Here is a 12,948-nt window from a genome sequence, read left to right on the forward strand (position 1 = left end):
AGTTGTCTAGTTGTCTAGGGAGAAGGCCGATTCCTTTCTGCCTCCCTTTTGATTTGTTCCTTCAGCTGCTTGGCAGCCATCGCATAACCCCCATCTCCGCCGTCTATGAAATGGATATGCCCTCCATCTGCCAGATTTTGCACAAAGCAAGTCATCAATGATGTGTCCGACGAGAACAAACCATAAAATATTTTTCCGTCCACATATTTCTTGTCTAGCAAGATCGAGATGTGGTTGGCTTGCTCGTCGGTGCAGTCAACGACCATCCTCACAACCTCATCAAACTTCCTAAAGTCTGAATGACTGCCCAGCTCATCAAGATACTCATTTCGAGAAAAGCCGAAAGCCGGAAATCTGAATCGAAATATAAATACTGCAAATATCATAAAGGCCAATCGTTTGAATAAGATCTTGCTAAGTTTTCTATCAGAATATCTGATCTCATCGCGAAAGCACTTAATCAAGCTCTTGTATTTCATGAGTTTAGTTTCTACAGGATTTGCATTTTCTATTCCTCCACCAAAGATCCTTTCCATCTCTTTGACAATCGATTTCAGTTCTGAAAAATCTGAATTCTCACGGTTTCGAATGAGTATGGAGAGTATTTTTCCCTTTTGCTCTTGATTGGCTGCCATCGACAGGATAATCCATCCAAATCGGCGCTCGAAGCATCACCCTTTAAAAGGTATGAACCATCGCCATCCTTAATGAGTTTCTCAGCTAGGCTGAAGCCTCCACCTCTAAAGAAGGCGATGCATTTATTTGGATTTATTGCAAATTTCCCAACCAAAAGGACTCCTTTGGAGTTCTTAATGTCCCTCACGGGAACTATGCCGATTCGCAATTCCAACCCAAACTCAATTTTCGCCAATTTTTGCAAGCCGATCAGAGATCGAGCGACATCATCGACCCATTTGGAAGGAATCAAAATCGATGCACCATCGCCACCGAATGAGTAAGGAAAGGCAAAATTCTTTACCGCATTTTGAACAACAATGATACTGGCGGCGCCGACTGTGTTGATGTCGCGATATCTGCCAGACTCGATTGCCCTTGTTGAATCCTTTATGTCAGTGATAACGACGTGCCAATCGTCTGGCGCCTCGAAATAGTGACGTTCGTCAGTCAAGGATGAAAAATCAGTAAATTGTGGAAGCTTTTCAAAAAAATCATCCGTACTCATGTGATATCCCTTTTATATAGTCATACGATTTCAGTCAGCGTGTTTGCTTATGTCAATTAGTGCGTTTGCTCAGGTCCCGTATTTTCAAAGTCACATTTTAGCAGACTATTTAGCGCCCGTTTGGCCAGCAACCAATCTGCTCAAGCTGAGGGGTTTCATGGGAGGAATAGCAAGGCCGATGCTCCCAGAATGAATGGCAATCAGTTCCCCTTTCGCATTGAGAAGGGGTCCCCCCGACATTCCATGTTCACCTGAGGCAGAAATGAAGATCACATTTTTTTTCATTAGGTTCATTTCATCTTCGTCGAGACTCAGATTCTTCAGGCTCAGACTGTCGTTGGAAATGGATTGCGAAAAATCAAGGGATTTCCCTCTGGAGCAATAAAACGAATTTCCGTCAGAATCTAATCCGCCAAAAAATTTCCAACCGCTGGTCTTACGAGGAAAGCCAAATTGCCACATATCTTCTCCTGGTATTGGAGGACTCGTTGAAATGTTAATCCCAGGGCCGAGGGCTCGATCTATCTTAAGAGTGACTAAGTCAAGATGCGGTGGAAAAAGTTTACCCTCTTCCAAGGAACTCTCAGTCCTTTGGACATATTTCTTAAGGGATGCGATGTCTCCCCTGTTAATGTTATCCACATGGACAGCCAAATTTTCTGGAGTGCCAACAAGATTTCCTTGACTGTCATAGATGAAGGCCAGCAACTGAATTTGTCGCAACTGTTCCATCCCTTCATTGGTTTCTAAGCGCAGACGAGGGATTGATGAAAGGATTGAAAATATTTCCTGTTGAATAACATGAGCAGCTCCAAAGGCTTTTGTGCCATCCTCTATGAGTACAATTGAGGAGTTTCGATAGGAATCGAAAAGCCTGCATTCTTGAAATTTCTCCCTCAAACATATTTCGAGCTCCCTTATGTTGAGGTCATCTGTGGAAGGAGGGGGTTCTCTTCGTGCCTTTAATTTAAAAAGTAATCTCTCTCGGATCTCGAAGTTATCGTCACCAAAAACCTCCCTCACACTCTTTCCTCTTTCGCCAGGAAGAATCATTCGGAAGGTCGACCTTCGTGCGGATTCAGACGAAATCTGACACAATTCGGAAGCAACAGGGTGAAATCCCAGATTGGAAGTTGCATTGTCTGGCTCTGATGCGGAAGCAAAAGCAGCTTGGATTACAAGTAGAACAAGTGAAAATAAGATGGTCGTTCCAGCAGATGGTGTCATGGGCTTCCTTTTAGTTGCAGGTCCTCGGCAACAATCGCCGCTTCCGGGAGACTACCACACATTTGCTCCTTATAGCGCATTCATACCGTCTATTTTTTTGAAGTGACTGGCGGAGCTTTGAATGTTGCAAACATAATAGACGGAGATGCTTGTTTTACGAACGAATTATAGATATTTGTGAGAGGGGCTAGATTTCAGGTGAAAAGATGAGGAGGAGAATTATCGTGAAAACAGATTTTAATCAAATTCAGCTTCCCACACATCTTAAAAAGTATGTTGTGAGTCAAGATTACGGACGTTACACCTCCGAAGACCAAGCGGTTTGGCGCTATATCTTGCGCAGACTGACTAACTTTTTGTCTGAAAAGGCTCATCCTTGTTACTTGGAGGGCATGGAGCGATCTGGAATTTCAGTTGAGTTTATACCGCGAATAGAAGAGATCAATAGCAGGCTCGCTGAATTTGGATGGGGAGCGGTTTCTGTGAGTGGTTTTATCCCTCCGGCGGCCTTTATGGAGTTTCAATCGTTAGGTTTACTTCCAATTGCTTGTGACATGAGAACGATCGATCATCTGCTCTACACTCCTGCCCCCGACATTGTTCATGAGGCCGCTGGACATGCTCCTATGCTCGTGGACCCGGCCTACGCGCGCTACCTGAGGCGATATGCCGAGATTGCAAGCAAGGCAATCATCAGTAAAGAGGACTTGGCTCAGTACGAGGCCATCCGGATATTGAGTGACTGCAAAGAAAATCCTGATAGTGAACCCAGTGAGATCGCGGAGGCATTGGAAAAGCTGAATGAAGCAAGTCTTGCGATTTCCTATGTTTCAGAGGCGGCCTACTTGGGACGCATGAATTGGTGGACAGCAGAATATGGACTTATTGGAGATTTAAATGAACCCAAAATATTTGGAGCCGGGCTTCTTTCATCATTAGGAGAATCACTCACTTGTCTAGATGAGAAAGTACCGAAACTACCCTTAACATTACATTGTCTTGATTATTCTTACGATATTACTGAACCTCAGCCACAGCTTTTTGTAACTCCATCTTTTGAAGTCCTTGAGAACGTACTGAGGAAGCTCGGCTCTCAAATGGCATTCAATCAGGGAGGACTTATTGGTCTAGAGAAAGCTCTCGCGGCAAAAACAGTTAACACGATCGAACTCAATTCAGGCCTTCAGATTTCGGGCATTCTTTCGTCCTATCGTTCGGCTCAGGTGGCAGGTCTTGTTGAGCCCATTTTTTTCTGTTTCAAAGGGCCGTCACAGCTTTGTTTGCAGGGAAATCAGCTTGATGGACATGGGACTGACTACCACTCTGAGGGTTTCAGTTCTCCTGTGGGCTTGCTTAGAAATGAAAACAGGTGTCTTTCGGTTATGGACAGCCAGGATTTGCAAAGACTTGGCTTGGTGGTCGATACGACAGCGACTCTTTGTTTTGCCTCGGGAATCATTTTGACCGGTCTAGTGAGAAAAATTGTTCGGAAAAATGGCAAATTATTCTGATTAGCTTTGATCAATGTACAATCTCTCTAGGAGATGAATTTCTTTTTAGGCCAGAGTGGGGAGCTTTCGATCTGGGAGTGGGAAGTCTGATTTCTTCTGTTTTTGGAGGACCTGCAGATCGAATACAACACGGCAAACTTGATGATTTTGTTGCGAAGAGAGTTCAGAATAGAAAGTATTCACCTGAACAAATCGCGGCATTTTCTCTTTATCAGGAAATTAGAAGCGCACGGTTGAAAATCAATGATTCACTTTCTGAAACTGAAAGTGTGGTGAGGTTGGTGAAGACATATTTCGATTCGTTTCATGGTCATTGGCTCATGGGGGTGGAGCTACTTGAGTTATGTTTGGCACTGAATTTATCTGAAGCTACGAACCAGCTAGAGGCTCATTTGAAAAATAATTTTAATGGATGCTCTTCTGATGTACGTGACTGTATCCAAGTTGGAATCCGTTTGGCTCGAGAGATATGAATATCGGCTCGACTCAAGTCTAGATTGGATTAAAAGGCTAAGTGCCTAGTTGCTGGACACGATACCGGCCATTTAACCTGGTCCTGCCAGCTATTCCGTAATTTTCAGATGTGGTTTTCGTCGCGCACTTCGCGATTGATCCGATTGCAGTACTTTGTAAAAGTAGAGTGATCTGTGGTCAGAGAGATGTCAATGGCCCTTTTATCGGTCCGAGTCAGTTTCATTTTTTGTTCACTTTTTGTTTTCGTTGCAGCAGCTGAAGAATCGGGAAATTCGGTTCGTCTTGTGCCAAAAGTAACAAGTGTCTTTCCAATATTTTTGGGAGCCGGACCTGAGCTGATCTTCAATGAACGCTATCAAATTGGAATTAATTATGGTGTCACTCCACAGCCCTACTACTCAACGATTGGACAAGTGGCAGCTAGTGTCGGAGGCAATCCCTCCTATAAGGACGTGATCCAGGCTTCATTTCAGAACAATGCGCTTTGGCGAATTGGTTTTCAATACAATTTTAATACGCCAAGATCTGGATGGTGTTCAGGAATTTCCGTTTCTAGATTAACTTCTACGGGCAAAGCAGGAATTGATGAGGTCCTTCGCGCTGCCACGGGAAACGACTTCACTCAGCTCAAAAATCTCCTGACGGCCGCCGGACGAAGCACGGATGTCAACTTAGAGGGAAGCTTAGTTATCGGGGAGGTTTCGGGTGGATACTCATGGGGTTTTATGGAAAATGCCTCAATCACATTGACCGGCGGAGTGGCGAAGGTTGTGAAGACAGATATACGATTAAAGACTGGACTTCCAAATTTTGAAGCAACAAACCTTGGAAACTCTCTGATGAGGTCCAGCGAAGATGAGCTTGAGTCGATTGTAAACAAATACGGATTATTTCCAGTTGTCGGTGTTGGTGCGGGTTATTATTTTTGAGAGGTTATCGTTTAATTCACAAAAAGGGAGAGGAAAAATGAAAATATTAGTTGTGATGATGGGAATAGCATTTATAAGCGCACATGCTGCAGCTGAGGGCTCTTGTGCTAAGGACCGGGAATCATTCTGTGCAGGTATTCAACCCGGAGAAGGCCGCATCGTAAAGTGCCTAAAGGATAACGAAGATAAGCTCTCAGCTGAGTGCAAGTCATCCTTTGAAAAGACTCAGGCCCAGAGAAAGGAAATCAAGCTGGCCTGTCACGACGATGCTGAAACGCTCTGTCCCGGTATGAACAAGAGGGAATTATTGAAGTGTTTACGGTCGAAGAAGGACGAAGTGTCCGAAAAATGCAGAAGCGAATGGAAGGAACTGAAGGAGATGAGAAAGGGACGAAGATGAAGATAGAGGAATAAGTTGAGAGATCAATGCCAAAAGGCCAGGCCTAATCGGCACTGGCTAAAGGGCGAGGGCTAAAAGTTCAGTTTGCCCGAGCTAGACTTGGCCCGTTGATGAAAATGCCGATCTATATGTGTGATAAATTTCATTTTCTCCTGTCTTTTGATCGCTTTCATATTTGTTAGCACACTTGCCTGTGAAAAGAAGGAAGGAGCCTTCTTTGTCGGGGCTTTGGGGTTGGACTCTGATCGCATAATTTTGGCGAGCCAATCAGCGACCGTTCTGACGGTCACGTCCTACGATTTAAATGGAAATTTAATCGCTACTTTAGCGGACTATTATGCAGAAACAAACGGTCCGCGTGGCTTAGCTATATTTGATAGCCTTCATTTTCTTTTGAGCTTAGAAGGAAACGATCGAGTGGACCTGGTTCACATGGGTGGAGGCGGACATCTGCCCTATCTCACCAGCTCCTTTTTGACGGGTACGATCGGAAAGCTGATTCGTCATCCGACAACCAACGATCTTTTTATTATCGAGGCGGGAACGGCCATTGAGCGGTTTGATCTTTCAGGGACAAGAATCCCACAGACCGGTAATGGCTTTATTCAGGGCGCATTGGCTCCCTGTGCGGCTCCAGCAACGGCCCGAGCCATGGTTGTGAATAACAACGGCGAGCTTGTGGTGATTCAATCCGGAGCGACGGCTGCTTTTCGACTCACAATAGGTCCAACTGTCGCATCCGCCTGTGCCGTTGCGACATTGACGAACGCTGCCAACGATCTCGTGAATCACTCAGATGGAAATATCTACTATGCCGGAACGAACAGTAGCATCTATCGGGCGAGTCAGACTCTTACGGGATCGACAGTAATCTTCAACAACGCAGCGACGATTGCTGTGCCGACGGCCATGGCCGAGCTTCCAAACGGGAACCTCATAATTGCCTCCGATACAACCGACTCGGTTGAGGTCATCACGACCAGCGGAACTTACGTTGGCAGTCTTATTAAGAACATTCACACACAACTGGTTCACAGTATTCTTGTGGTGCGTGGCCAATGACGAAGAAAATAGCTCTTGTCATCCTGCTTCTCTCTTTAAATGGACAAGCTGGCGCAAAGGCCCCGGCTGCGTCTCCCAAAGCTGGTGGGAGCAAAGCAAGTGCTGGAAAATACTCTTTAGGAGCTGAGGTTCAAATTGGCTATCCATTTATGAATCTGAAAAATCCCGACGGAGAGAAGGCCTATTACGACGGAGTTGGGATGCGCCTCAATGTCAACATTCCCATTTTAGATCTTGTCGACACAGACGTCTATCTCGTCGCGGGTGTGAAATATTTTGATCTTGTTAATACGGCAAACAGTGCAAGTCAATATGAGGCGTCCAATCTCATAGGACCAGGCGCGGGAGTTTCTCTGCGTTACACAAAGGTCATTATCGGCGCCCAGTACTATCAAATGTGGGGTCGGCATTTCGCAACGGGGGCCTTCTCTGATCGCGTCAGCTATGCTTTTCAGGCCGTTGATTATTTTGGAGGTCTGAATTACCAATTTGGCCGCTTAGGTGTCGGGCTTATCTATTTCACTTCATCGGCAGTGATTGACAAGAGTCACACGGGCCTCGAATCCGATACGTCACTTCAAAGTAGCATGATTTCATTGCAGTTCACTTTTAATATGGGCGAGACTTTGTGGCAAATTCTCGGGGGCCTCTTTTGAAGTGGTTCGGAGTGAATTCTCTTTAATGAACGTACCGGAATCGTGGGAGGGGAGAAGAAGTGGGTAGAAAGGGGCATGGGTGGATCATTCCTCTAAAAATCATCACGGCCCTGATCGTTGCTGGTTGGCTTCCTGTGCGTATTGTATTTTTGTCCGATGTTGGCTTTGTCGATCGACTTTTTGACACTTTTATTTTTGTTTTGGTTTTTGGTCCCTATTTTGTGCGCGCTCAAAAATTACCAGTTCATGGCAAGCAAATTGAGGAGGATTCGTTTTGGCAGCGCATGGGTTCAGTAACAGTCGATCTAGCCGTAGGCCTTCCCCTTTTTTCAATAGCCGCTGTTATGGGGATTCAATTAGGAATTTTGTGGTGGCTTCCGAAACTCATTCTTTTGCGTCACATTTCAGGAATTAAGAAGGTTCTCGAGTGCTACGATAGTCTTCATCCCATTTTGCAAAGGCTTCTTCCGCTGGGTTTTGTTATGCCGACAGTTGTTCACCTGGCGGCATGCGGATGGGTTTGGATGGGAGGCGGTACTGCAGGGATAACGGGTAATGCCGTTGAGGACTATGTGAAATCCCTCTATTTCATTATGACAACCTTTACCACCGTTGGTTATGGTGACATTTCGGCAAAGACTTTGCCTCAAATGGCTTACGCCATGTTAACTCAAATTGTTGGGGTTGGCTTTTTTGGATTTGTTGTAAGTAATGTGGCAAGCCTGTTGGCTCGTATGGATGCAGCTCGAGAGAATCATCTGAGTACTCTTGATCGGATTGAGGCATTTATGGGACACAACGATCTTCCTCATAGCCTCAGAGTTAAAGTCCGTTCCTATTATCGTTATCTTTGGGATACGCGGCATGGCTATGACGATAAATCCATTTTAAATGATCTGCCGAACAAACTTCGTAGCGAAGTCTCTCTTTGCCTCAATGCTGAGATCATGCAAAAAGTCCCCCTTTTTAATGGAGCAGACACCGACATGTTAGAGGATGTTGTCTTGCAACTGCGCCCTAAGGTAGTTGTGCCAGGTGAAAAGATATTTCACGCGGGAGAGCCTGGTGATTCAATGTACTTTATACATAAGGGCTCAGTTGAAATCGTAACGAGGGAAGGAGGCGTTTTGGCTACTTTGTTGCCGAGCTCCTTTTTTGGGGAAATGGCCCTTCTGACGAGCAATCCTCGGAGTGCTAACGCTCGGGCAACTGAATATTGTGACATGTTTGAGCTAAGCCGAGAAGCTTTTGAGAAAGTTCTGGGTCGATATCCACTTTTTGAAAAGCATATTCGGGACATTGCAGTTGAGCGTGGTATCAAGCCACCAGCACCTTTGAATCCTAAGGAACAGAAGGTTTCCTAGTGCAGCACAGCTGCAAACTGCGCGACAACGAGATTCAAAGCTTTCTTAGTCCTCACTGAATTGGCTTTGCATGATTTCTACGGATGGCATTTTCATCGACTTTGACGTAATCCACCCAAAATTCAGAATTGGGAGCATAGGGTATTTTCAATTTTTCGTTGATGGTCACGGTCAGAGTTCTCGGATTGTAGCTCCATCCGGGGCCTGGTGCGACTTTAGAATTTCCGTAGTACAAAATCAAGGTTCCTTCCTGTGGGATAGACTGCAGAACTATTTGCAACTTCTTAAATTTTTTCCTAATATCGGATCCAATTCTTGCTAAATGGCTTCCAAAATTTTCATCGCAGATGGGGAACACTCTGCCTTCAATAGTCCCATGTGCTCGATTGATCGCTTGCAAAATCTTGTCTGGACGATGAGCGTAGGATTCTATGTGACATGGATTTATTCCAACAACCGCGTAGAGGTCTGTTCGATTGACCCCCACAAGTCTGTCGATCCCCGCGATAAATGATTCTACACCGACATGATTACTCGAATCTTCTTCATCTGAAACGATAACAATGACTAATTGAGAATCGGGGCGAATAAAATCTCCATTGATTTTGTTCATTTCGGGACTTAGTGCTTTGAGGATGGGCGAGAACATCTCTTCGATCTCAGGACCTCCCTCGCTGGTTTTTAGGGTTCCAACTCGAAGGGCGCTCCGCAAAGCCTCTTTGTCGCCTTCAGAGCGTGTGATAAAAGCCGATCGCAGCTTTCCTTCAGGGTAGCATTCGACGACTTTACCTGATTCATCTACGGAGCCGTTTTTGAGTCTAACAGGAGTGTTACATAGGCTTTGCTCAAAATGGGAATCGTAAACAGTCAGGACTCCCACTCTGTAATCAATAAAGGCATTTTCTCCGAAGCTGTCTACAAATTTATCAATACCTGCGATGAGCAGGTCCTGCTCATTGAGCATGCTCTCGGAGTTATCAATGAGAAAAACAATATCCACTTTGGACTTTAGTTCAAATTTTGGTGACTCGCCTCGAGATCTCGCAGCCTGAAATTCTACAGGAGGGGCTGCCAAATAGGCAGAAGGGCTTCCTTGACAGCCAAGGCAGATTGAAGCAAGAAGGAGAAACATTCCAAGAAGTGAAAAATTTTTTGAATTTTTGCGGAGATCAATCATTATTTGAACAAGATCCAGTGTATTATTTTTCATATCTTCAAGCTCCACCTGCATCTTTGGGGCATCCCTTAGATTGAACCTGGTAGGTGTCTAGTTCATCTATCCAGACTTCACCGTTAAATGGGAAAAACAATTGGTCGTCTTTGGCTTTGAATTGTCCCAAGCTGTTGCGTTTGTTTCCGTTTACCTTTTCAGCTAAATGAATTCGTTGCATCACCTCTGCCTCGACAAGTTGTAACTTGTTGAGGTTGCTCTTGATGTCACTCAAATCTTCATTGGCTAGTTGAGCGACTCGAGAAAATAGGGCAAAATTATTCATTCCGTTCGGTGATTTCTGGATTTGGTCACGAACAGTGAAATCCAGATGAAAGGAGGACGGAAGAAGGTTTGCAATCTTCGCATAGGAAATGCTGTTATAGCCTTTTGATTTTAAATCCTGACTTGCAGTTAAAATAAAGCCATCGGCTTTTCCATTTGCTACATTTGTGAGGTCATTGATGCGATTTTTCATTCTCTCCTTAAAGAGATTGAGAGTTTCAAATACCTTGCTGTACTGGCACAATCGAAGATAAGTGATGGCAGCTGTAAAGTAGGCCTCGGGACCCAAAACGGGCTCAAAAACGGGAGAAAAGAGTGTTGTTAAATCAGCAAGTGCTTTCTCGTATTTTCCCGATCGACCTTGGGTGTGAGCTCGCTCTTCGATGGCCACAATCCAGAGATCTGAGGACTGTGGAATTTTTGAGTAGGTTGCAATCGCACCTGCAAAATTCCTATCTTGATATTGAGCCCGAGCTTGAGTTAGCAGCAGGCGATCTGAAGGCAATCCGGCTCTTTCAAATGCCGAAGGAGTTGGTAGAATCTTCAATGCCATCTTTGGCTTATTTTGTCTGAGGCTAGCGAGAGCCATTCGATATCGCTCGACGAGAGATTCAGCTGATTTTCGTTCCTTTCCGAATTTTAAAGCCAGTGCTTTGTTGTACGCTTTTAAAAATGACTTATAATTGCCAAAATTGTCTCGAAGGGACTCGTTGTTAAGTTTGAATTCATTTGATAAAGGCTTCGTGGCCGCTAGGGCCACAGAATTTGGACTCGCACCAAAAGTGGCGATGCAAAAATAAGTCAATAGAATAAAGTGCGAAGCCAAGTTTGTTTTCATAACAAAAATCCAAGCCCAAAGGAAAAGGCGGTAATGGCCTGCTCGCGTGTTCCGGTATTAATGACGTCTTGATATTCCTGGTAGCGAACTTCAAAACGTGAAGTAAAGTGCTGAGACCACCAAATTCCGACGCCCCCACCAGCTATCCAAGTGGGTGTTTCACCGGACACAAGCTTCATGGTTCCGTATCCGCCTGTCACAAAGAGATCAAATTGACTGATTCCAAGATTGAAAAAGTTTAATTTTCCATAAAGTGGATAGACTGTGAGAATTCCAATGGAAGAGGAGAGTGGGGTATCCAAATCGGGTCGAAGTGAATTGTCCCCGTTGGCCCTGCGCTGATTGGCATCAGAAAAAATGCGTTCTCCTTCAGGGGTAAGTTTACTGAGAGAATCGTAGTAGCGACCCCCAATTGAAACTTTTGGCGTGATATGGAAGTCAAGTGCGTAACCAAGGTTATTTGTCTTAATATAGGAATCGCCTCCGGTGACACCATCATAACTGATTCCAAATTCGAACCGAAGATTTCGATCAACGGACCGATTCTGAACAACTCGAACTCGATTTTCACCGTCAATAGCTTTGGCTCGTTCTGCAATCGCTTTATTGGAGCCCAAGGAATCTAATTCGCTACCAATAGCAACAGAACGACCTTTCTCCCCAGCCAGTGCAGTCGTTAAGGCAGAGTCTGCCATGAAGGCAGCCCATGTGACGAGAACTGAAAATAAAAATGACATGATTGTGTGATTCATTTCTTACCTCTCCCTCTGAAGCTTTTTCCTTTGACGGGCTTTTGAACTGGTTTGCTTGCAGCAACAGGATTCCCTGCGCCTACAGTCGTCGGAGCAGCGGCGGTGGAGTTGCCGGAAAGTACGGTCACACTCGAGGCAGGTGATGCTTCAGGTAATGGCCGCACAATCTTTATCACAAGATTTTCGTGTGGTGAAATCAGAGGGGGCTGTTGCTCTTGATTTGAAACTGAGAAGCGAACAAGCCCGTCAAGGGAGTTTCTAGTCGGATTTCTTTTAAGGAACTCGCTGTTCACCTTCAGGAATTGGACAATAATAGTTTGTAGTATGTCAGGATCAATGTCTAATATAAACCGGTATGTATTATTTCCTAATGATAAGGGGTGAGTTCCTTTTATGGCTGGAGCCAAGTTGATCACCGGATTCTCTTTCGAAACTGCATTTCCATCAAAATCCCAGTTGAGATCGAGTGCTTGGCTGTCTTTAAGTCCCGTCGCCACAACATCAAGTCTGATCGACGAGGGGCTGGCAGAGGTTGGATTGATTTTATCGGGAGCGCTGATCTCCTTGATCATTGGCACTTCAGATGTACTCGAGACAACAATTCCCATCTGTGTTTGGCATTGTTCTGTTGCAATCGATTGGCTATTTGGAACAAGTTCAATTTGGAAGGATTTAAAACTCTTTCCAACCTCAACAGTGCCTCTGGGCGGCGCATATTTTATCACAAACATCAAACCATTTGGAGTCATGCCACTTTTTACAGGCTGTTCAAATCCGACGGGAGCCTCGTTGATAGAGATGGACTGAGTCGATGTGGCATAGGAGCCACGGACAAAGATTTCTGCGCTTGTGAGTTTTTCTTCAACCGCAAACAGGGTGGGTGGAGCTATGATATTAATTCCGCACCCAGACTTGTAGGTCTGGTCCTCCGTCTTCAGGTTCACGGGCGGGATGTCCGACTTCACATTTGGATATTTCTCGAGAGGATCCTTAGATCCACCACATCCAGTAGTGATAAGACTCGCGAATATAATTAAAGAAATATTTTTCATATGAG

General features: G+C 44.9%; 14 protein-coding genes. 7 read left to right on the plus strand and 7 right to left on the minus strand.

The features are described 5' to 3' along the window. Positions 1–14 precede the first annotated feature (14 nt). From IPJ71_17370 to IPJ71_17380, 3 genes are all read right to left on the minus strand, one after another. Entirely contained in the window at positions 15–635 is a 621-nt protein-coding gene (locus tag IPJ71_17370) for a DUF3095 family protein (protein MBK7845419.1), read from the minus strand. Beyond that, positions 554–1,129 (minus strand): DUF3095 family protein, encoded by a 576-nt coding sequence (locus IPJ71_17375; protein ID MBK7845420.1) that lies wholly within the window; start codon positions 1,127–1,129, stop codon positions 554–556. The genes IPJ71_17370 and IPJ71_17375 overlap by 82 nt, the downstream gene beginning before the upstream one ends. 159 nt (positions 1,130–1,288) lie before the next feature. Continuing rightward, positions 1,289–2,410 (minus strand): trypsin-like peptidase domain-containing protein, encoded by a 1,122-nt coding sequence (locus IPJ71_17380; GenBank protein MBK7845421.1) that lies wholly within the window; start codon positions 2,408–2,410, stop codon positions 1,289–1,291. A 206-nt stretch (positions 2,411–2,616) separates the two neighbouring features. Between IPJ71_17380 and IPJ71_17385 the strand changes: the two genes are divergently transcribed. The 7 genes from IPJ71_17385 (at position 2,617) to IPJ71_17415 (ending at position 8,806) form a co-directional block, all read left to right on the plus strand. Beyond that, positions 2,617–3,921, plus strand: a complete 1,305-nt coding sequence (locus tag IPJ71_17385) for an aromatic amino acid hydroxylase (GenBank protein ID MBK7845422.1) — start codon at positions 2,617–2,619, stop codon at positions 3,919–3,921. 77 nt (positions 3,922–3,998) lie between these two features. Beyond that, on the plus strand, positions 3,999–4,394 hold the full coding sequence (locus IPJ71_17390) for a hypothetical protein (GenBank protein MBK7845423.1): 396 nt from the start codon (positions 3,999–4,001) through the stop codon (positions 4,392–4,394). A 192-nt stretch (positions 4,395–4,586) separates the two neighbouring features. Then, complete coding sequence (locus IPJ71_17395) at positions 4,587–5,324, plus strand: hypothetical protein (protein MBK7845424.1); 738 nt, start codon at positions 4,587–4,589, stop codon at positions 5,322–5,324. Positions 5,325–5,361: 37 nt separating this feature from the next. Then, positions 5,362–5,724: a hypothetical protein gene (locus IPJ71_17400; protein MBK7845425.1), complete on the plus strand. Its 363-nt coding sequence runs from the start codon at positions 5,362–5,364 to the stop codon at positions 5,722–5,724. Between the two features lie 132 nt (positions 5,725–5,856). Continuing rightward, positions 5,857–6,786 carry a hypothetical protein gene (locus tag IPJ71_17405; protein MBK7845426.1) on the plus strand — a complete coding sequence of 310 codons (930 nt, stop codon included), beginning with the start codon at positions 5,857–5,859 and terminating at the stop codon, positions 6,784–6,786. Then, complete coding sequence (locus IPJ71_17410; protein MBK7845427.1) at positions 6,783–7,442, plus strand: hypothetical protein; 660 nt, start codon at positions 6,783–6,785, stop codon at positions 7,440–7,442. Before IPJ71_17405 ends, IPJ71_17410 begins: the two co-directional genes overlap by 4 nt. A 59-nt stretch (positions 7,443–7,501) precedes the next feature. Beyond that, positions 7,502–8,806, plus strand: a complete 1,305-nt coding sequence (locus tag IPJ71_17415) for a cyclic nucleotide-binding domain-containing protein (protein ID MBK7845428.1) — start codon at positions 7,502–7,504, stop codon at positions 8,804–8,806. A gap of 52 nt (positions 8,807–8,858) precedes the next feature. On the opposite strand, the gene IPJ71_17420 is transcribed toward IPJ71_17415, so the two are convergent. Genes IPJ71_17420 through IPJ71_17435 form a run of 4 tightly spaced genes read right to left on the minus strand, consistent with a single transcriptional unit; the run spans position 8,859 to position 12,943 of the window. Continuing rightward, positions 8,859–10,016, minus strand: a complete 1,158-nt coding sequence (locus IPJ71_17420) for a VWA domain-containing protein (protein ID MBK7845429.1) — start codon at positions 10,014–10,016, stop codon at positions 8,859–8,861. A gap of 4 nt (positions 10,017–10,020) precedes the next feature. Further along, complete coding sequence (locus IPJ71_17425; GenBank protein ID MBK7845430.1) at positions 10,021–11,139, minus strand: hypothetical protein; 1,119 nt, start codon at positions 11,137–11,139, stop codon at positions 10,021–10,023. Then, the gene (locus IPJ71_17430; protein MBK7845431.1) at positions 11,136–11,891 is read right to left on the minus strand and encodes an outer membrane beta-barrel domain-containing protein; all 756 of its coding nucleotides are present in this window, start codon (positions 11,889–11,891) and stop codon (positions 11,136–11,138) included. The genes IPJ71_17425 and IPJ71_17430 overlap by 4 nt, the downstream gene beginning before the upstream one ends. Further along, positions 11,888–12,943, minus strand: a complete 1,056-nt coding sequence (locus IPJ71_17435) for a hypothetical protein (protein MBK7845432.1) — start codon at positions 12,941–12,943, stop codon at positions 11,888–11,890. Before IPJ71_17435 ends, IPJ71_17430 begins: the two co-directional genes overlap by 4 nt. Positions 12,944–12,948: the final 5 nt, after the last annotated feature.

This window comes from Bdellovibrionales bacterium (assembly GCA_016714165.1).
Classification (GTDB): Bacteria; Bdellovibrionota; Bdellovibrionia; order Bdellovibrionales; family UBA1609; genus JADJVA01.

What these genes read in the sequence shown, in the direction of transcription:
- IPJ71_17370 (MBK7845419.1), bottom strand. Translation starts at nt 635, where the DNA reads ATGGCAGCCAATCAAGAGCAAAAGGGAAAAATACTCTCCATACTCATT.
- IPJ71_17380 (MBK7845421.1), bottom strand. Translation starts at nt 2,410, where the DNA reads ATGACACCATCTGCTGGAACGACCATCTTATTTTCACTTGTTCTACTT.
- IPJ71_17385 (MBK7845422.1), top strand. Translation starts at nt 2,617, where the DNA reads ATGAGGAGGAGAATTATCGTGAAAACAGATTTTAATCAAATTCAGCTT.
- IPJ71_17395 (MBK7845424.1), top strand. Translation starts at nt 4,587, where the DNA reads ATGGCCCTTTTATCGGTCCGAGTCAGTTTCATTTTTTGTTCACTTTTT.
- IPJ71_17400 (MBK7845425.1), top strand. Translation starts at nt 5,362, where the DNA reads ATGAAAATATTAGTTGTGATGATGGGAATAGCATTTATAAGCGCACAT.
- IPJ71_17410 (MBK7845427.1), top strand. Translation starts at nt 6,783, where the DNA reads ATGACGAAGAAAATAGCTCTTGTCATCCTGCTTCTCTCTTTAAATGGA.
- IPJ71_17420 (MBK7845429.1), bottom strand. Translation starts at nt 10,016, where the DNA reads ATGAAAAATAATACACTGGATCTTGTTCAAATAATGATTGATCTCCGC.
- IPJ71_17425 (MBK7845430.1), bottom strand. Translation starts at nt 11,139, where the DNA reads ATGAAAACAAACTTGGCTTCGCACTTTATTCTATTGACTTATTTTTGC.
- IPJ71_17430 (MBK7845431.1), bottom strand. Translation starts at nt 11,891, where the DNA reads ATGAATCACACAATCATGTCATTTTTATTTTCAGTTCTCGTCACATGG.
- IPJ71_17435 (MBK7845432.1), bottom strand. Translation starts at nt 12,943, where the DNA reads ATGAAAAATATTTCTTTAATTATATTCGCGAGTCTTATCACTACTGGA.